Source organism: Paenibacillus sp. JJ1683 (assembly GCF_053006485.1).
Window position 1 is genome coordinate 1,933,281 of sequence record NZ_CM129820.1, and the last position, 18,552, is coordinate 1,951,832.

The window sequence follows — 18,552 nt, forward strand, 5'->3', positions numbered from 1 at the left end:
TAACCAAGATATTGACATAAAAAATGAGGAATGTTATAAAAAAGGTAGGCTAGCACTCGAATGATGGGAGTGCTAACAAAGCTGAATCGTTTGCATAGCTCTTATCCGCTGGCCTTACATAGGTTTATATTTGAAAGGAGATATTCGAATGGAGAAAAAACAGTTTCAGGCTGAGTCCAAGCGTCTGCTCGAAATGATGATTAACTCGATTTACACTCAAAAGGAAATTTTCCTAAGAGAGCTGATCTCCAACGCAAGTGATGCGATTGACAAAATCTATTACAAAGCACTGACAGACGATCAATTAGTCTTTGACAAAGAGAATTATTATATTAAAGTAATTGCCGATAAGGATCATAGAACGCTAACTCTGCGTGATACCGGGATTGGGATGACCAAGGAAGAACTGGAAAATAACCTGGGCGTCATTGCTAAAAGTGGCTCACTGGCATTCAAAAATGAAAATGAGTCCAAGGATGGTCATGACATTATCGGTCAATTCGGCGTCGGCTTCTATTCAGCTTTCATGGTAGCAGATGTAGTTACAGTAACGACCAAGGCTTTGGGAAGCGATACTGCTTATAAATGGGAATCTACAGGTGCTGACGGTTATACCATTGAGGTGGCTGAGAAGGACGAGGTCGGAACCGAGATTGTTCTGAAAATCAAGGAAAACACCGAGGATGAGTCCTACGACGAATATTTGGACGAGTACCGTTTAAAAGCGCTTATTAAAAAATACTCCGACTTTATCCGCTACCCGATTAAAATGGATGTTACAGGCAAGCGTCTGAAAGAAGGAAGCGATAACGAGTTTGAGGATTACAAAGAAGAACAGCGTATTAACAGCATGGTGCCCATCTGGAGAAAAAATAAAAGCGAGCTAACCGACGAGGATTATCAAAATTTCTACGCGGAAAAACGCTATGGCTACGACAAGCCGCTCCAGCATATCCATGTCAGCGCGGACGGCGCGGTAGTGTACCAAGCGATTTTGTTTATTCCTGAGAATATTCCGTTTGATTTTTACTCTAAGGAATATGAAAAAGGGCTGGAGTTGTATGCTAACGGTGTGCTAATCATGGAAAAATCTCCTGACCTGCTGCCGGATTATTTTAGCTTTGTAAAAGGTATGGTTGACTCCGAAAGCCTGTCACTCAACATTTCGAGAGAAATGCTGCAGCATGATCGTCAGTTGAAGCTGATTGCCAAAAATATTGAAAGCAAAATTAAAGGCCAACTGTTGACTCTGCTCAAAAATGATCGGGAGAAATATGATCAATTCTACAAATCATTTGGAAGACAATTGAAATTTGGTGTGTACAACGATTACGGCAGACATAAAGAAACCCTTCAGGATCTGCTTATGTTCTACTCTTCTACAGAGAAAAAGCAGGTTACTTTGGACGAATATGTATCTCGTATGCCAGAGGATCAAAAGTATATTTATTATGCTTCCGGGGAGTCCAATGAGCGTATTGAAAAGCTACCGCAGACCGAATTGGTGGCCGATAAAGGCTACGAAATTTTGTACTTCACTGATGATATTGATGAGTTCGCTATTAAAATGCTCTTAAGCTATAAAGAGAAAGAATTCAAATCCGTATCGAGTGGCGATCTGGGCATTGAGTCTGACGAAAATGAGAAAGAAACTGAAGCGGAACAAAACGACAACAAGGAGTTGTTCGAGTACATGAAGGGCTTGCTGGAAGGCAAAGTATCCAGTGTTAAAGCCTCCAAGCGCTTGAAGACACATCCCGTATGTCTGTCCGCTGACGGCGAAGTGACCATTGAGATGGAGAAAATTTTGAACGCCATGCCGAATAACGCCGATGTCAAAGCGAATAAAGTGCTGGAAATCAACGTGAACCATGCGGTGTTCAACTCTTTGAAAGAAGCCTTTGCCGAGGATAAGGAGAAAGTGAACCTCTACACGGCATTGCTGTATAATCAGGCTTTGCTGATCGAGGGCTTGCCGCTGCAAGATCCGGTTGAATTCACGAACGATATTTGCAAAATCATGGTTTAATTTGCTTTATTATGATATAGAGCCGTTCCCACACCGGGGGCGGCTTTATTTATTATGACACTTCTTAAAGCTCCACAATAGGCCATATAACGCTTACAGTAGAAGCATAAGGCCTTGCACTGTGCCGACTATTCAATACCTAGGAGGGCGATTGTATGAGTCTGGATCGAGATCCATTGAACCCCCAAAGTTTAAGCCGAAGTGAGCTTATACAGTTGGTGGAAAAAATCATCAGAGGCGAGGGAACAGAGGAGGAACTCGACAGCATGCTGACCGTAGTCATGCAAAATACACCTCATCCGGGGATTAGTAATTTGATCTACTGGGATGACCGTGATTTGAGTGCGGCAGAGATTGTAGATGAAGCATTACGCTATCAGCCCATTTTTCTACCGCCTCATGAATCTTCTTCATAGGACGCGGAGGGGTAGTCTTTTGTTAAAAAATAAGATAATATAATTTTTTTAAAGGTTATGAGCATCATATTCAAGAAAACTTCCGTTAAAGGTGTGCTGGCTTCCCTGTAATGTATGGAGAAATGTCTGCTTTTTGCTCGCTTTACGGAGAATTTATGCCTAATTTTGGGGTTTGTAAAATTTTTGTGACATGCTCCTGTGAATTTTGACACAGCAAATTGTCGTTTTTCTTGATTATTTGGTGGGATGTCTTTATAATCATTTTGTTTGCAAGAATGAATAGCGATTAGCGTATGGAATAAGGAGGTTATTTATTTTGGGAAAAGCATTGATTATTGGCGCCGGTGGCGTGGCCAGCGTTGTGGTGCATAAATGTTGCCAAAACCCAGATGTATTTGAAGAAATTTGTATCGCAAGCAGAACTGTTGAGAAATGCGATGCGCTTAAAGAGAAGCTGGGTGGAGGTCGTACGAAGATCCAAACGGCTCAGCTTGATGCTGACAACACCGACATGGTCATTGACTTGATTCGAAGCTTTCAACCGGATGTAGTTATCAATGTGGCTCTCCCTTATCAGGATTTGACGATAATGGATGCTTGCCTTGAGACAGGTGTTCATTACGTTGATACGGCGAACTATGAACCGCCGGATACGCCGAAGTTTGAATACAGCTGGCAATGGGCCTACAAAGAAAGATTCGAAAAAGCAGGAATTACAGCTCTGCTGGGCAGCGGTTTTGATCCAGGCGTGACTGGAGTATTTACGGCTTATGCTCAAAAGCACTATTTTGATGAAATTCATACGATTGATATTGTGGATGCGAATGCAGGGGACCACGGATATCCTTTTGCAACTAATTTTAATCCGGAAATCAATATTCGTGAAATTACAGCGAAAGGCCGTTACTTTGAAAACGGAGAATGGATTGAAACTGAGCCACTTTCTGAGAAAAAGGTATACGACCTGCCTGAAATTGGACCGAAAAATATATATCTTTTGTACCATGAAGAACTGGAATCTCTTGCAGTGAATATTAAAGGCGTGAAAAAAATCCGTTTCTGGATGACGTTCTCGGACAATTATCTGAATCATTTGAACGTACTTCAAAACGTGGGCATGACTTCGATCGAGCCAATTGATTATGAAGGGCAACAAATCATTCCACTGCAATTCCTGAAAGCTATTTTGCCGGACCCGGCTTCTCTGGGACCAAGAACAAAAGGCAAAACAAACATTGGCTGCATCATCCAAGGCGTCAAAGATGGAAAGCCAAAAACCTACTATGTTTACAACGTTTGTGATCATGAAGAATGTTATGCAGAGGTTGGCTCCCAAGCCATTTCTTACACAACAGGTGTTCCGGCTATGATCGGTGCAATGCTTATTATCAAAGGCCTCTGGAAAAAACCAGGCGTTTACAACGTTGAGGAATTCGATCCAGATCCATTCATGGAAGCACTAAATAAACACGGATTGCCATGGCAAGAGAACTTTACGCCAACGTTGCTTGATTGAGGTCTGCGATGAATATTGATATTACCGGACTCCCATCACCTTGTTATCTTGTTGACGAAAGACTTCTTGTCAAAAACCTTGAGGTTTTGAATTCTGTACAAGAGCGGACAGGTTGCAGTATTCTGCTCGCTCTTAAGGGTTTTTCGATGTTTTCGACCTTTCCTCTGGTTGGCAAATACTTAAAAGGCGTAACCTCCAGCTCGTTGTTCGAGGCAAGACTTGGTCGCGAGAAAATGGACAAGGAGGTTCACGTATACGCACCTGCTTATGTTGACAGTGAATTTGATGAGCTATTGGAATATGTTGACCATGTTGTTTTCAACTCTTTTGATCAACTGAAACGCTTCAAAAGCAGAGTGCAAGGCGTAACTTCCAAAAAAATCGACATCGGCATTCGAGTAAATCCGGAATATTCGGAAATCGAAACGCCGCTGTATGATCCTTGCTACAACAACTCCAGAATGGGTGTGACTCTGGCTAACTTTAGACCTGAGGATCTGGATGGCGTGGACGGTATTCATTTTCATACGATGTGTGAACAGAATTCAGATACGCTGGAGCGTACCATTAAAGTCGTGGATGAGAAATTTGGGCCATATATTAAGCAAATGAAATGGCTCAATTTCGGCGGCGGTCACCATATTACCAGAGAAGACTATGATCTGGACACACTGGTGCGTTGTATTCAATACTTTCAGGATAAATACGGTGTACAAGTTTATCTTGAGCCAGGCGAAGCCATCGCCTTGAACACCGGATATCTGGTTGCGACTGTATTGGATACAATGAAGAACGGAATGGACATTGCCATTCTGGATACTTCGGCTGAATGTCATATGCCTGATGTACTGGCTATGCCTTACCGCCCGAACATCATTGGCGCAGGCAAGCCTGGTGAATATGCACATACCTACAGACTCGGTGGACTTACTTGCTTGGCCGGCGATGTCATTGGTGACTATTCCTTTAAAGAGCCATTGAAGCCAGGAGACAAACTTGTATTCTGCGACATGGCCCATTACACGATGGTCAAAAACCACATGTTCAACGGAGTCAACCTGCCAGCCATCGCCAGCTACAATGACGAAGAAGGCATCAAGGTAATCCGTCAGTTCTCCTACGAGGACTTTAGCTCGCGTTTGTCATAAGACAAGGGTAATGTGAAATAACAGAGTGTACCAATTGCATGATCTTAAAAAAGAGCCTAGCCCCTTAAAAAAAGGGCTAGGCTCTTGGTGTAGTTAGAGTTTTTTGATTTTTGTACGCGCCTTTTGTATGTATCCAACACAACAGCAGGCAGTAAATAATAATTTAACTATTTGGAAAGTTACATAAATTTATTTAGGCTACCTTATAACTTCAGTAGAAATTTTATAGTCGAATACCTTTCCTCCAGGTTGAAGTCCTGGTACATCGACAGCTAGGTAATATTCCTTACCTTTTTCAAGATCAGCATTTAAAGAATATTGGGCGTTTTTTGAACGTTTAATTCGTTTACCATTACTATCGTAAAGAGTTAGTTCCATCCAAGAATCAGGGTATTCGTCGCCTTCAATTATAAACTGAACTTCGTTCGATCTAAAAACCTTAATTTTAAATACATCGTAGGCTTCCCAGCCTCCTTGAACCTCTTTACCAAGGGTACCGATGACAGCATCACCTATAAAAAAATAGTTAGCTTGTTCAAAACTATCATTTGGCTCCTGTTCATTATATTCAAGTACAGAGGTTAGAGTTGATTCCTTTGCTACTGGTACAGAATTTGCTTCTTCGGCTAAAGCGACACTGGCAGAAGTACTTAACATAAGTGTCAGGCCTAATGAAGTTAACAACATTTTTTTCATTGATAAATTTCCTTCCTTTTTTGTGATTTATATTCATTTATATGAATATATTAGTAATTACGCTCGAGTTTATTGTATATCATTAACCAGGGAATTGGAATAATAAAAAGGAAAATTTATCAATAAAATAGATATAATAGAACATTTTGTTACAAGATTGCACTTTGTATGTTTATAAGTTTGTTCTAAGGGATCTGTTTAAAGGTTAGGTTTCTTGGAGGAAAATATATATGGTATACTCTTTAGATTAGGAACATACTTAGGCATGACTTGGATAATAAATTGTAACGATAGGCAGAGGTGAATTGCACATGTTCGACCCGACCGTTTTTGATAATTTAAAAGTAGCTATAGAAAATGCGGTTTACGATCTGGATAATCTGGATTCTCGTATTAACATTACACAGCGGACCGATAGGTTGGAGATGTCGGTAATGTCCCGTGAATTTGGCGTACAGTTCAGCCTGAGAGAACAGCCGGGTGTGACGGCAGAGCTTCAACTAAAGATGGATTTAAACAACCTGGCTGCAGAAATATTGGAAATGGAAGATCAAACTCCGGGATGTAGCTTGTTGCTGTATTTTGATATGAAGATTCGAGAGATGGAGACACAATGCAGCCAGATTGAAAATATACTGACCGACATTTGGAAGCCCGAACTTCGACCAGTACAAACGTTAAGTCAGATTTACGGAGAGAAGACGTCTACATACCAAAACAGGATTGAACTCCGATTTTCCAGGCAAATCAACGAAGATCAGATGGAGGATATTTCAGAGTTGTTGGAACACGTGTTGCTGACGCTTATGGAATTAAACAAGGTCTAACCCCCTCTTTCTCTTAATGAAAGACAGGCTGTGTCGTTGGGGGGATGTAGAGGTAAAGGAGCTAGGGATATATGATAAATGAACACGATTTTTCTGAAATATATGCGATTATGGAATCTTCTTTTCCAGCATCAGAATGCAGGACGTTTGAGGCTCAAAAGGCTTTATTGAAGCATCCTAGCTATCGTATTATCACTGAAAAAAATGAGCAGGGGAACATAGTGGCTTTTTTGGCAGGTTGGGAATTCGCGCATTTTCGGTTTGTAGAGCATATTGCGGTAGATTCCCGTATACGAGGTGGCGGATTAGGCCAAAAGCTTATGGGTAGATTTATCTCACAGTCTAACCAACCGGTAGTGCTGGAGGTTGAGCCGCCAGTGGATGAATGGTCACGGAGAAGAATTGGTTTTTACGAACGATTGGGATTCCATCTGAACCATTTTGAATATGTACAGCCCCCTCTAAGAGAAGGACAGACGGATCTGCGGCTTCAAATTATGAGCTATCCAGGTGCGCTGTCTGAACAGGAATTTACTCCGTTTAAAGAGATTTTATATACCGAGGTTTATGGGCTTAAATAAGAGACTAGACAGTAGTAGATAAAAGTAAAAGGCTCTGCTTGTTCCGTATGGGTACGGGAGTGGGGCCTTTGCTCTAAAAAGCTAGATGTGCTTCATTGTTGTTAATGTTTTGTCCATACCATCACAAATTCCTTCTCACCAGTCTCGGCATCCACTGACTCTGCTTGAATGGTAAATCCATTTTTAGTATAAAAGTTAAATGCTTTCGTGTTTGACTGATACACCTTTAATTGAATTTCCTCATGCTGTTGCTTAACCCCATCTAATAGTAACTTGCCATAGCCTTTTCTTTGAGAGTCAACACGTATAAACAGAGCAGCCAAGTATCCATCCAACATGGAAACAAAGCCGCCAATCGTATGATCATCTTGTATGATAACGTAGTTTTGAGCGAGGGGAAGGTATTTGTTCTCCATCTCGGCAGCTTGAGATGTCCAATACTGCGGAGCAATAAAATGATGGGCTTCTATAGAAGCATCCAGCCAGATGGCTACCAGTTCCTTTAATTCTTCTACTTTCGCAGGTCTAATCGACATTGTAACGCCTCTTTTCACAATATGTATCTGTAGTAGAGTATGATGTTGAAATAAAAAAGACCGTCCGTGGACGGTCTTTCTACCCGTGGCGCTTAATTAAAGCCTTGATCCGTATCCCGCGCCTCCGTCAACTCTGCAAATTAGAGAATAACGGACCGGGTAAGGGATACGCTCAACATATGATTATTGATGTTGACGCACCTCCTTTCCTGATGCGTTCATCTTACCATATCTGGTTGGTGATATCCAGTGATTTTCTTATATTTACTAGCATTATTCATAGAAAATATAATATAAATCTGCTTGCTTTTAAGCTCTATTCAAGATATAATCTTAATTACGGTGATTAAAGTATCGCCATCAATACATAGTATGCGGTCGTGGCGGAATTGGCAGACGCGCACGGTTCAGGTCCGTGTGGGCTAACCCCCCGTGGAGGTTCGAGTCCTCTCGACCGCATTATACCTAACAATTACAGGTTCTTGGATTGGCTGAATGCCTCCAAGAGCCTGTTTTTATATGGTTAAGATGCGTGCTATTAAACAGCCATTTTATTTATGCTGGAATATATATTTAATATAATCTTTTGCACTCTGGTTAATGTCTTCATCACTTGCTTGAAACGAGGCTCCGAAGACAGCGAAATAGGGTAATGTTACGGCGCCCACATGTACTGCGCTTGCTTTAAAAGGGGCTATAACTTCATCTACCGTAAATGTAACGGAACCCGTAGATAAGTAGTTTTCTTTTTTATCGCCAATCGACATGGCGATCCCTAGCTTCTTTCCTTTTAACTTATCACCTTTTGAACCATAAGCCCATCCATGGGCAAAAACATCATCAAACCACTTTTTTAATAAAGGAGGGTAACTATACCAGTATAAAGGGAACTGAAATATGATATTGCTGTGTACTTCAAGTAACTTTTGTTCTTTCAAAACATCAATGTTCCAGTTGGGATACTCTTTATAAATTTCATGAATTGTCAAATCATTGGTATATTGAAGTAATTCTTGTTTCCATCTTTGATTTACTCTGGAATCTTCAATATTCGGATGTGCTAAAATCACGAGAGTCTTCATTATAAATCACCTTTCTTACATCGCATCATTTGCTTTTTGTGGATACGTACTATTATTCTGTAAGCTATAAAAAAAGTAAATACACACAATAAAGTAATATAGTTACTTGAAAGTGTGCATGGTACTTAGAATGAAGATATGTGATTATAAAATGAATTCGATAAACTTAGTTATTTTAGTCTCGAAGAGGTGGTCGTATGAAACAATATAATTTAGGCATAGAAGCAACACTGGAGATCATCGGAGGTAAGTGGAAATCCTTAATCATATGCTTATTAATGTCTGGTAGAAAGAGGACCAGTGAATTACAGCGTAGTATTGCAGGCATTTCTCAAAAGGTTCTTATACAGCAACTTCGTGAACTTGAGAAGGATGGAATCATAGGCAGACATGTGTATAATCAAATGCCTCCAAAAGTGGAGTATTATATAACGGAGTATGGAATTACAGCAAATGAAATTATTGATTTAATGTGTACCTGGGGAAGGACTAATATCAAAATAAGACGAGAGCAAGGAGAAGATGTGATATTGCTAGAAAATAAGTCCAAATGAATATTGGAGTAAAAGAGCGCTGTAGACTATGATGTTTACGGCGATTTTCTTTTTGGCGTAGAGTCGCAGCTCGGGGATATCTGTATCATAGTATTTGATCACTTACCTTCAAGACTATGTTATATGTTGAGCCGCAAGCTGATTTGTAATATAGTTATGACTGGACAACCATTCCATCAATATTAAATGAATGCCAAAGTAGGGGGACCCTTGCAATGATTATTAAACCGAAAATTCGTGGTTTCATATGTACGACTGCGCATCCTGCAGGATGTGCGGCTCACGTTAATCGTCAAATCGACTACATCAAAGACAGCACGGGATTACAAGGAGCTAAAAAGGTACTTGTGATCGGAGCATCCACAGGTTATGGACTGGCTTCCCGCATTGCTGCGAGCTTCGGTATGGGAGCTGACACCGTAGGAGTATCCTTTGAACGTCCTGCTTCAGAGGGGCGCACGGCTTCGGCAGGCTGGTACAATACAGTGGCCTTTGAAAGAGCAGCCAGAGCGGCTGGCTACATAGCGGAGAGCATTAATGGAGATGCTTTTTCCCATGAAATTAAGCAGGAGACGTTGAAGCTGGTCAAAGAAAAGCTGGGCAAGGTAGACCTGATTGTATATAGTGTCGCCTCACCGCGACGGACACATCCTGATACGGGAGAAACCTTTAATTCCGTTCTCAAGCCCATTGGACAGCCGTTTACGAATAAAACGGTGAATACGAACACAGGTGTTGTGTCGGAAATTACGCTTGAACCAGCAACGCAGGAGGAGATTGATAACACCATCACGGTCATGGGTGGCGAGGATTGGTCCCTGTGGTTAAAAGCGTTGGAAGAAGCCGACCTGCTGGCTGAAGGGGTAACCACACTGGCTTACTCGTATATTGGTCCTGAGATTACGGAGGCTATTTATCGTAAAGGAACCATTGGCCAAGCTAAAAATGATTTGGAAGCCACAGCACATACGTTAACAAAGCAACTGGAGCGTTATCGTGGGAAGGCCTACGTTTCAGTGAATAAAGCTTTGGTTACACAATCCAGTTCGGCTATACCTGTTGTGCCTCTGTATATTTCCTTACTGTTTAAGGTCATGAAAGAAAAGGGACTGCACGAGGGTTGTATTGAGCAGGCGCAACGTCTGTTCGAGGCATTATACAGTGGATCCACTGTGGAAACAGACGATGAAGGACGCATTCGTCTGGACAACTGGGAAATGAGAGAGGATGTACAGCAAGCTGTTAAAGCGGCTTGGTCTGAGATCACTACCGAAAACGTATCCGAACTGGGTGATCTTGAGCAATATCGTCTGGATTTCCTTCAATTGTTTGGATTCGGTTTTGATGAAATTGATTATGAATTGGACGTTGATCCAGAAGTTCACACAACTTAGGTGAAAATGTGCTAAACCAAAAACGGGTACTCTCAAGCTGCAAATGGCTTGTGAGGCCCGTTTTTTTATGTATGCAGTCAAATTAAAATGGTCTGGCTTTCAACAGAATTCATTGAGAATTGGACGTAGAAAGCGACTTTCGGTGCAGCAAGCGAAAAACGGCAATGGTAATGATAATCCCTGCAATGCCAAAAACCGTGACAGAAGTCAGTGCACGATAAGCTTGCCAGCCGAACAAAAAAGCAACCCCACTGCCAAACGTTGTACCTGCCAGTAAACCGAGCGCACAGGCAATATCTGTTCCAAATTTCATAATCTTGTTCCTTTCAAATGGTTGAATTGAATCGTAACTTGTACGTTTTTTCTGGACTTGTACCCACACTTGTGCGTACAATTAAATAGTAATCGTTTTCAAACGGAATCTATTATTAGTATGGATCATTCTTGTACAAATTATTCCTTTTTCAGGAGGCTGATGAAATGAATATGAATGAGCAGATTAAGCTGTGGAACGAAGAGGCGCAGGCTAGTAACACTGATCATCCTCACCGAAAGGTTGAATTGTTTATCGAGGTACGGGATGGAGCACTTGAATCCATTGCTTCTTATTTGAATCAACAGAATTATAAGCATGTTACTCTAGTAGAGGATGAGCATACTTCAGCGGCAGCAGGGAAGAAAGTAGCTGATTTAATCCGTGAAGCAGGTTTGACAGTTGATGTAGTTCGGCTGCCTCCGAATGCGGTAGGGGATGTTATTGCTGATGAAACTTATATCATGAAGGTTTTTCTGGGTGTGGCGGATCAAAGTCAGGCTGTGCTTGCTGTAGGGTCAGGTACGATTCATGATCTGGTTCGCTTTGTGTGCTATAAAATGAATCGTCCGTTCTTGTCAGTCCCAACGGCTGCATCTGTAGATGGTTTTACCTCAGCTGGGGCCCCATTAATTGTGGATGGCAGCAAGCAGACGTTCCAAGCCGTTCCGCCGGAGGCGATCTTCGCTGACTTGTCCGTACTGGCAAGTGCCCCTCAAGTGATGACTGCCGCGGGTTTTGGCGATATGCTCGGTAAGTTCACCTCATTAGCAGACTGGCATGTGTCCAGAGATTTGGGAAACGAGCCATATTCACCTGTAGCTAATCGAATTACCGAGGAGGCTTTACGTGCTTGTGTAGAGCATGTCGATGAGATCGCGGCCGGCAGTAAGGCAGGGGTCGAGGTGTTGATGAATGCGCTGATTGCATCCGGTATTTCGATGTTGATGATTGATCATTCCCGTCCTGCCTCAGGGGGAGAGCATCATATTTCTCACCGAATTGAAATGGATTTTATTGCAGAGGGGCGCAAGCAAGTTTTGCATGGTGCCAAGGTGGGCGTTGCCTCCGCTTTGCTGTCTGACATGTATAGGGAATTGGCTGCCAATCAGGATGTGGAGGCTTTTGAAGTATATCGGACTTTGCCTACGTCGGAACAGATGCGTGCATGGCTAGCTCAGGTGGGAGGTCCGTCTACCATTGCCGAGCTGGGGGTTACACAGGAACAACTTGCTCGTGCTTTGCGCACGGCACATACTTTGCGTGATCGCTATACCGGACTCAAGTATATGAATGAACACCAGTTGCTTCGTTCGTAATGTGTGTTACACCTACACTAGAGTCCTTTAGATACTCAGTTTAAGCATGAGGAAGGGATTTGTGAATGGGTTTACGCCTCCGGCAGCTATACAACAATAACCTGCTCTTGTTACATTTGTATGTACAAATGGACGATATGCTATAATCGGAATACGAATAGGTACATGATATGGCAAGTACGGAGGACATTATGGCGCCCAAATATATACAAGTTAAACAGGAGATTTTATCATGGATTCATTCATCTAGACTGGAGCCGCAAAGCCAGCTTCCTTCTGAACATGAAATGTCTGAACAATTTGCAGTTAGTCGGCAAACGGTGCGTCAGGCGCTGGGTGAGCTGGTACAGGAAGGTTGGCTGCTTCGCATACAGGGCAAAGGAACCTTTGTCGCGGTACGGGATCATAAGCAGCCTGAAAATCCAAGGACGATTGGAGTTGTGACAACTTATATATCGGATTATATTTTTCCATCCATTGTACAGGGAATTGAATCCAAGCTAAGCCGGCAGGGCTACAAGCTGCTGCTATCAAGCACAGGCAATGACCCTGAACAAGAACGTCAGTGCTTGGAAATGCTGCTGAGTCAACCACTGAGCGGAATTATTATTGAGCCGACCAAAAGCGGGGAACGTAATCCCAATTTGAACTATTATTTAACCGTGGAGAATCGCCAAATCCCTTATTTAATGATCAATGCGCGTTATGAGGAGATGGATGCACCTTGTTTGCGTTTGGATGATGAAAAGGGTGGTTTTTTGGCGGCAGAGCATTTGATCAAGCTGGGGCACCGGCGATTGGCCGGATTTTTCAAAACCGATGATATGCAAGGAATTCTGCGGATGAAGGGATTTGTAGCCGCTCACCGTAAATATGGAGTGACGTTACATCCAAACGCAGTAACGACGTACCGGACTGAAGAAAAAAATGAGCTTCCGTTACAACGCGCATCACAGCTGTTGGCGATGGAGACAGGGGAACGTCCGACTGGATGGGTGACCTATAATGATGAATTGGCGGTGCGGCTACTGGATATTGTACGTTCGGCGGGCCTCAGTATTCCCCAGGATCTGTCACTGGTTGGGTTTGATGATTCATTTTTGGCGACAGCCACGGAAGTCAAACTTACAACCATTCGGCACCCCAAGGAAGAATTGGGGTTACGTGCCGCCGATACCATGCTATCGATGATTGAAGAAAAGGGATATCGTGAAGAAGAGCGTCAATGGATTATACCCCCAGAGTTAATTGTACGCGAATCCACGGGGCCAGCTTAGGAAATATTTAGTTAATTTTAAGTTGATGGTATGTTACTGGATACACGGAGCAGCCTGTTTTCTGGATTGCAGAAAAGGGGCTGTTTTTCTATACATTTTGAAAATGTGTACATAAATCTATCAAAAAGATATATAAAAAAGGTTGATTAGTTAGTTGTACGTACAAGTGTGCGATGAGAGTGGTGCCAGAAATGAAAGTAAGAAGAGTGACCTATGTATGTTTGAAACATTAAATAAGGACGTTTGGGAGGTCAACTGGCAGCCATGGCTATGGGAGCTGAAGTTGGGGCGGAGGATATGACAATCGCCGAAACAGCGCGTCATATGGCACGTATGCGTGATGAGAGCTTCAAGCCAATCCCTGAGAACGTGGACATCTATAATAAGCTCTATGAGGAATACAGCCGTCTTCACGACTACTTTGGATGTGGGGGCAACCCGGTTATGAAAAGGCTGAAGGCCACCAAGGCAGAAGCTGGACGTTCAACTGAAGCGGCAAGCACTCATTCCTAAGAAGTTACAAATTATAAGCAAGAAGCATTTAAATTTTGCTATCTAAAAAGCACAGTACGCCAGAATCGGCAGACTGTGCTTTTTTGCTTTTATATTCTGTAAATCACATGATGTGAAAGTCTCATTGAATGAAAGATGGTAATGCGTTCCTTTCAAAGACTTTCATGAAAATTTCAATCGTTTCGTTTTAAAGGACATTGTTACTTTTTCAGCATGGCATCAGCAAACAAAATGGATTTTGGAATACGGAAAAACTGTTCCGCCTGATCCTGGAAGGTTTGCGAAGGAACGGTACCCTGATGCAACCATTTCCGAAATGTACCCGGGTGAACGCCAATCCAATGACTGACATCAGTCACCGAAATATCATGTACCATGCACAAACCCGCCAAAATCCGGTTTTTAACTGGAGAACGAGTTACAGTCCGTTTCATGAAACGGGACGGTGATGGTTGACAAATGAGCGGTGAACGCCGGACAACCTCTTCATTAAATAGAATATGGTGCGGATAACCAAGTGTATTACACGTCTTTTCCAGATTAGTGTTGCCGGGAATGCGACCTTCATATACCCACGCGCTGACGCTGCGAGAGGAGATGGAAAGCTCCTCGGCAAGTTGGGACAGTTTAATGTCATTAGCCATCAAAACGGCAAGCAAAACGCGATTGCGTACTTGACAGCGTGTTGGTTTGCGAAAACGTTTGACACGCACGCCTTTTCCCAAATATTTGCGATTGATCAGAGACCACGCCTGAATGGAATGTTTGTCTTGTTGTTTAGGCATATACCCTCCGATTTTTTTTAAACACATACTACTATACCCGAAGGGGGCTTTGCAAGTGACTCTTCTCCTGATTTTCTTTTAATCCCATGGGCTTAACCGGTTTATGGAAAATAAGGTCCATTTGGCCTATAAAAATGGAAGTTTAAGGTGTCGATATATTAAAATGTGACATTTTTTATGGAAATGGAGGTAATATGTTCTTCTCTTATGATTGTAAGGTTGTACAGAGAGAAAAGTGGTTTTTTACAGCCCAACATGCAATTTTTTTGACGAGAAAAAGGGAGGTTATACAGCTAGATGATTTGTAAAAAGGTAATGATATGGTTTCTGACGGCACTTTTGGCAACGAACACTTTGCTGTGCTTGCCTAGTGTGGCAGGAGCGGAAAAACAAGATTTAAAGGACGGAATGCAACTAAATCATGCGGATCAAGCAGATTTGGTACAGAAGGAACAGGGGCTCACGAATGAAACAGTTTCTTTTGAGCCGCCAACTTCTGCGACAAACAGCGTGTATAATGCACTCATGATGAGTTTGGCAGCGGTGGAGTATACGTCAATCGTTATCGACCCTGGAGAAAGTTATGAATTTCAGAATACAGATACAGTTAGTAAATCTATATACAGCAACGCTTCTCAGTCAAAAGGTATTCTGTACGATAGTGTGAGCTACAAAGAGGACGGAGATATTAGCACTGTCCATATGGACTATGGCACAAGCCCCATTGGTGTTCCTGGGGGAGGTACAGCGTTTATTACGAATACAGGGACAGCAGCATTAACTGTAAAAGTAACAGACGTCTTCACCTACAGTACATCGGAGGACCCAGCATTAGAGCGAGTTACGCTCTCTAAGAATGAAAGCTACCGGATTGTGAATGAAGGATGGACAGCCCGTTCCATTCAGCATGATGGGTCAAATACAGACAATCGCCGTTTTGATTACGCAAAATACAAGGCAGACGGAACCTTATCCGCTTCCGCCCTTAATAGTATTGCTCACCCTACTTTGGCAGATGGCGAGGAACTGATTATTACAGGCTCCACTGCCAATGCGGTGACCTTCGGATTTCCATACGGCAAATACACTATAGAAAGCACCGGTGAGCCGGCTTATGCGCGGGTTACCTTAAATCAGGGGGAAAGCTACCAGTTTATCAATGTGGGAACACGATTGGATACGGTGGAAAGTGATGGTACATCTAAAGATAAACTTGACTATGTTGTTTATCTGGCAAACGGAACAGAGGCTTCACGCGGCAGTAGCACTACGGCGAAGCCGCAGATTGCTGTGGACAGATATGCGGTAATTACCCAGGTCACTGCAAACCCGGTGACATACGGGGCCCCGTATCGCAATTTTATTGCCCGTCCAGTGGGCGGAGATGCCATCAGCCGTGTAGAGCTTGAGGTGGGCAAGAGCTACATTTTCCATAATAACGGTACACTAATGAATCCGATCTACAATAACTCCAAAAAGGTAGGAAGCTTGTTCGACTATGCTATTTACAAGCCGGATGGAACGGTAAATTCCTCGGGTTTTAACAGCCAGTCTGGTCCCATGATCCCGCCTTCGGGATATGCCATTGTGACTGTGATCGGTCCAAGTCCCATTATCTTTGACTATACGGATGATTTTTCTTGGGAAATCAGCGATGATCCTGCTTTTTTACGCGTAACACTGTCGAAAGGTGAAAGTTATGCTTTCACTAATATTAGCGATCATTTGAGGAATCTGCACAACACAGCCAGTACCATTAAAGGGAAATTTGATGTGGTCCTGTATAAAGCAGATGGTACAGAGCAATCCAGGCGCAGTACCGGGAAATCAACCTTTTTGGTTGGTGCAGGTAAAAAGGCCAGCGTGACGGTAACTAGTGACACGTCAATCACTTTTGGTGGAATCTATCGGAGCTTTAAGGTCAGCGAAGATGACGATGGTATCGGGAAAACGACATTGGAGCCGGGAGATTCATATGAGTTCCGTAATCATGACAGTCAATCGAATTCATTGCGGCATGACAAAAGCAGTGGCAATGCACGCTTTGATGCTGCAAGTTATAAAGTACTTCGATTACTGACATCAGATCATTTCAACAATACAGTGGATCCAGAGATTGTCGCTGGCGGTAAAGCCATTGTCACCAATGTATCCGATCGGCCAATAACCTTTACCTATAGCAATAAGGTGGAGGCTTTGCTCAGCGGGCAGGCAGCCTTCCATCGAATTACATTGAAACGCGGTGAAAGCCGAAAATTTATAAACGTTAGCACTTTGGACAAAGCCCTGGACGTCATTTCAGTCAGCGGTATGAAATGGAATTACATTAATTATAAGGCAGATGGGACTGTATACAGCCAAGCTAATGATACGACTCAATTACCATTAGTACAGGCTGGTGGCTACGCCATTGTAACGACTGTTTCTGATGTGCCAGTTACTTATGGAGCTGTATTAGGAATATTCGATGTTGAGGCTGCCGATGTGCCAACAGGCAATCAGGTTACCATCAAGCAGGGAGAAAGCTATGTATTCCATAATACTGGCTCACAGGCTTCCTCATTAACCACAGATGCTTTAGACACAAGCCGTCTCTATGACTATGCCATGTATGGAGAAGGTAGCGGTGTGAATTCCAAGGTGGATAGAGCAGGTATGAGTGTTTCTTTACCTGAAATCTCACTTGGCGCAGGAGGTACGCTTGTTGTAACCGTTACTTCACCGCAAGCTGTAACCATTCATTTCAACAATGACATTAAAGCAGATCCAAGCACAGAACCAGCGTTATTAAAAACATCTTTATCTGGTGGCAAGCAGGAAGTATGGATCAATCGCGGGAGCCAGGAAGCACCTGTCTTGACGAATGCAAAGGCAACGGGTGGAACATATCAGTTCACTGTTGCAGATCGTGCTGGAAAAGTGATTAGAGAGCATAAAGAGGCGACAGACAATCAGCAGCAAGTGCCAGCTAACGCAAATATTCATCTTGCCGTAGCAGCCGCTACTCCTGCTGTTAACTTTGGAGCACCTTATCGTGTATTTGCTGTAAAAAATAACGATGACAGCAAGCTGGATGAGCTCATTGAACTCATAGAAAAGGAAGCTGACTTTACAGCAGGTCAGCAAGGGAAATATCGTTTTACACCCAAAGAAGACGGGATTTACCGTTTCGCGGTGAAGGAGAAATCCAACTTTGCTGCGCAGCAGCCCATTGTAGCCTTGTTTACAGACCCTGATTTTAGTAGCCAGCTTGTCTCCTCAACAGAGCAAGCACAAATATATGGTTGGGATTACACGGTCTTAGAGTATGAGATGAAGGCAGGTCAAACGGTTTATGTGAAGCTGTCAGAAATTAATAGCGGTGCATTACAAACCGTAATTGAGGCAGCCCATATGGCGCTTGGCAAGGACACTTCATATGAATACGGCAAAGGAAACCGACTGAATAAAGTTATTTTATTCACCGGTGACCAAATTCAATTGGATTATGATTTAAACGGAAACGTCATAAAACGGACGAAAAAGGTATTTCCTTTTACAGATTAAAAGGATGCTCTTGGCTTCGA

17 protein-coding genes and 1 tRNA gene are annotated in these 18,552 nt (G+C 42.8%); 13 read left to right on the forward strand and 5 right to left on the reverse strand.

All coding sequences use genetic code 11. From position 1 onward, the window contains the following. Positions 1-148: 148 nt before the first annotated feature. The 4 genes from htpG (at position 149) to nspC (ending at position 5,109) form a co-directional block, all read left to right on the forward strand. Positions 149-2,029: a molecular chaperone HtpG gene (gene htpG, locus ACUC6J_RS08425; RefSeq protein WP_017425881.1), complete on the forward strand. Its 1,881-nt coding sequence runs from the start codon at positions 149-151 to the stop codon at positions 2,027-2,029. 155 nt (positions 2,030-2,184) lie between these two features. Continuing rightward, positions 2,185-2,445: a bacteriocin immunity protein gene (locus tag ACUC6J_RS08430; protein WP_016819675.1), complete on the forward strand. Its 261-nt coding sequence runs from the start codon at positions 2,185-2,187 to the stop codon at positions 2,443-2,445. Positions 2,446-2,761: 316 nt separating this feature from the next. Further along, entirely contained in the window at positions 2,762-3,961 is a 1,200-nt protein-coding gene (locus tag ACUC6J_RS08435; protein WP_016819676.1) for a saccharopine dehydrogenase family protein, read from the forward strand. A gap of 8 nt (positions 3,962-3,969) precedes the next feature. Continuing rightward, on the forward strand, positions 3,970-5,109 hold the full coding sequence (nspC, locus tag ACUC6J_RS08440; protein WP_430100069.1) for a carboxynorspermidine decarboxylase: 1,140 nt from the start codon (positions 3,970-3,972) through the stop codon (positions 5,107-5,109). Between the two features lie 198 nt (positions 5,110-5,307). On the opposite strand, the gene ACUC6J_RS08445 is transcribed toward nspC, so the two are convergent. Next, positions 5,308-5,805 (reverse strand): hypothetical protein, encoded by a 498-nt coding sequence (locus ACUC6J_RS08445; RefSeq protein ID WP_126665753.1) that lies wholly within the window; start codon positions 5,803-5,805, stop codon positions 5,308-5,310. Positions 5,806-6,116: 311 nt separating this feature from the next. Here ACUC6J_RS08445 and ACUC6J_RS08450 point away from each other — a divergent pair, with 311 nt between their 5' ends. Together ACUC6J_RS08450 and ACUC6J_RS08455 are read left to right on the forward strand one after the other, a co-directional pair. After that, on the forward strand, positions 6,117-6,632 hold the full coding sequence (locus ACUC6J_RS08450; RefSeq protein ID WP_017425877.1) for a hypothetical protein: 516 nt from the start codon (positions 6,117-6,119) through the stop codon (positions 6,630-6,632). Positions 6,633-6,703: 71 nt separating this feature from the next. Next, complete coding sequence (locus ACUC6J_RS08455; protein ID WP_045243916.1) at positions 6,704-7,213, forward strand: GNAT family N-acetyltransferase; 510 nt, start codon at positions 6,704-6,706, stop codon at positions 7,211-7,213. 101 nt (positions 7,214-7,314) lie between these two features. On the opposite strand, the gene ACUC6J_RS08460 is transcribed toward ACUC6J_RS08455, so the two are convergent. After that, positions 7,315-7,749, reverse strand: a complete 435-nt coding sequence (locus ACUC6J_RS08460; protein WP_045243915.1) for an N-acetyltransferase — start codon at positions 7,747-7,749, stop codon at positions 7,315-7,317. A 374-nt stretch (positions 7,750-8,123) separates the two neighbouring features. Here ACUC6J_RS08460 and ACUC6J_RS08465 point away from each other — a divergent pair. Beyond that, positions 8,124-8,208, forward strand: a tRNA-Leu gene (locus ACUC6J_RS08465). Positions 8,209-8,300: 92 nt separating this feature from the next. Here the strand turns inward: ACUC6J_RS08465 and ACUC6J_RS08470 are convergent. Beyond that, on the reverse strand, positions 8,301-8,831 hold the full coding sequence (locus ACUC6J_RS08470) for an NAD(P)H-dependent oxidoreductase (RefSeq protein WP_045243914.1): 531 nt from the start codon (positions 8,829-8,831) through the stop codon (positions 8,301-8,303). A 197-nt stretch (positions 8,832-9,028) separates the two neighbouring features. Between ACUC6J_RS08470 and ACUC6J_RS08475 the strand changes: the two genes are divergently transcribed. Then, positions 9,029-9,385, forward strand: a complete 357-nt coding sequence (locus ACUC6J_RS08475; RefSeq protein ID WP_016819684.1) for a winged helix-turn-helix transcriptional regulator — start codon at positions 9,029-9,031, stop codon at positions 9,383-9,385. A gap of 215 nt (positions 9,386-9,600) precedes the next feature. Continuing rightward, positions 9,601-10,779 carry an enoyl-ACP reductase FabV gene (gene fabV, locus ACUC6J_RS08480; protein ID WP_017425872.1) on the forward strand — a complete coding sequence of 393 codons (1,179 nt, stop codon included), beginning with the start codon at positions 9,601-9,603 and terminating at the stop codon, positions 10,777-10,779. A 109-nt stretch (positions 10,780-10,888) separates the two neighbouring features. On the opposite strand, the gene ACUC6J_RS08485 is transcribed toward fabV, so the two are convergent. Then, a complete protein-coding gene (locus ACUC6J_RS08485) occupies positions 10,889-11,092 on the reverse strand; it encodes a hypothetical protein (protein WP_016819686.1) in 204 nt (67 codons plus the stop codon). A 167-nt stretch (positions 11,093-11,259) separates the two neighbouring features. On the opposite strand from ACUC6J_RS08485, the gene ACUC6J_RS08490 reads away from it, so the two are divergent. From ACUC6J_RS08490 to ACUC6J_RS08500, 3 genes are all read left to right on the forward strand, one after another. Beyond that, positions 11,260-12,411 (forward strand): sn-glycerol-1-phosphate dehydrogenase, encoded by a 1,152-nt coding sequence (locus tag ACUC6J_RS08490; protein ID WP_447250061.1) that lies wholly within the window; start codon positions 11,260-11,262, stop codon positions 12,409-12,411. 191 nt (positions 12,412-12,602) lie between these two features. Further along, positions 12,603-13,688 carry a GntR family transcriptional regulator gene (locus ACUC6J_RS08495; protein WP_045243912.1) on the forward strand — a complete coding sequence of 362 codons (1,086 nt, stop codon included), beginning with the start codon at positions 12,603-12,605 and terminating at the stop codon, positions 13,686-13,688. Between the two features lie 264 nt (positions 13,689-13,952). Beyond that, positions 13,953-14,201 (forward strand): hypothetical protein, encoded by a 249-nt coding sequence (locus tag ACUC6J_RS08500; RefSeq protein ID WP_016819689.1) that lies wholly within the window; start codon positions 13,953-13,955, stop codon positions 14,199-14,201. 200 nt (positions 14,202-14,401) lie between these two features. Here ACUC6J_RS08500 and ACUC6J_RS08505 read toward each other — a convergent pair whose 3' ends face one another. Then, on the reverse strand, positions 14,402-14,986 hold the full coding sequence (locus tag ACUC6J_RS08505; protein WP_013370447.1) for a helix-turn-helix domain-containing protein: 585 nt from the start codon (positions 14,984-14,986) through the stop codon (positions 14,402-14,404). A gap of 297 nt (positions 14,987-15,283) precedes the next feature. Here ACUC6J_RS08505 and ACUC6J_RS08510 point away from each other — a divergent pair, with 297 nt between their 5' ends. Further along, entirely contained in the window at positions 15,284-18,532 is a 3,249-nt protein-coding gene (locus ACUC6J_RS08510) for a hypothetical protein (protein WP_447250062.1), read from the forward strand. The last annotated feature ends 20 nt before the right edge of the window (positions 18,533-18,552 follow it).

Bases quoted from the DNA above. Each gene is read 5' to 3' on its own strand.
- htpG (WP_017425881.1), top strand. From the start codon at position 149: ATGGAGAAAAAACAGTTTCAGGCTGAGTCCAAGCGTCTGCTCGAAATG.
- ACUC6J_RS08430 (WP_016819675.1), top strand. From the start codon at position 2,185: ATGAGTCTGGATCGAGATCCATTGAACCCCCAAAGTTTAAGCCGAAGT.
- nspC (WP_430100069.1), top strand. From the start codon at position 3,970: ATGAATATTGATATTACCGGACTCCCATCACCTTGTTATCTTGTTGAC.
- ACUC6J_RS08445 (WP_126665753.1), bottom strand. From the start codon at position 5,805: ATGAAAAAAATGTTGTTAACTTCATTAGGCCTGACACTTATGTTAAGT.
- ACUC6J_RS08450 (WP_017425877.1), top strand. From the start codon at position 6,117: ATGTTCGACCCGACCGTTTTTGATAATTTAAAAGTAGCTATAGAAAAT.
- ACUC6J_RS08455 (WP_045243916.1), top strand. From the start codon at position 6,704: ATGATAAATGAACACGATTTTTCTGAAATATATGCGATTATGGAATCT.
- ACUC6J_RS08460 (WP_045243915.1), bottom strand. From the start codon at position 7,749: ATGTCGATTAGACCTGCGAAAGTAGAAGAATTAAAGGAACTGGTAGCC.
- ACUC6J_RS08470 (WP_045243914.1), bottom strand. From the start codon at position 8,831: ATGAAGACTCTCGTGATTTTAGCACATCCGAATATTGAAGATTCCAGA.
- ACUC6J_RS08475 (WP_016819684.1), top strand. From the start codon at position 9,029: ATGAAACAATATAATTTAGGCATAGAAGCAACACTGGAGATCATCGGA.
- fabV (WP_017425872.1), top strand. From the start codon at position 9,601: ATGATTATTAAACCGAAAATTCGTGGTTTCATATGTACGACTGCGCAT.
- ACUC6J_RS08485 (WP_016819686.1), bottom strand. From the start codon at position 11,092: ATGAAATTTGGAACAGATATTGCCTGTGCGCTCGGTTTACTGGCAGGT.
- ACUC6J_RS08490 (WP_447250061.1), top strand. From the start codon at position 11,260: ATGAATATGAATGAGCAGATTAAGCTGTGGAACGAAGAGGCGCAGGCT.
- ACUC6J_RS08495 (WP_045243912.1), top strand. From the start codon at position 12,603: ATGGCGCCCAAATATATACAAGTTAAACAGGAGATTTTATCATGGATT.
- ACUC6J_RS08500 (WP_016819689.1), top strand. From the start codon at position 13,953: ATGGCTATGGGAGCTGAAGTTGGGGCGGAGGATATGACAATCGCCGAA.
- ACUC6J_RS08505 (WP_013370447.1), bottom strand. From the start codon at position 14,986: ATGCCTAAACAACAAGACAAACATTCCATTCAGGCGTGGTCTCTGATC.
- ACUC6J_RS08510 (WP_447250062.1), top strand. From the start codon at position 15,284: ATGATTTGTAAAAAGGTAATGATATGGTTTCTGACGGCACTTTTGGCA.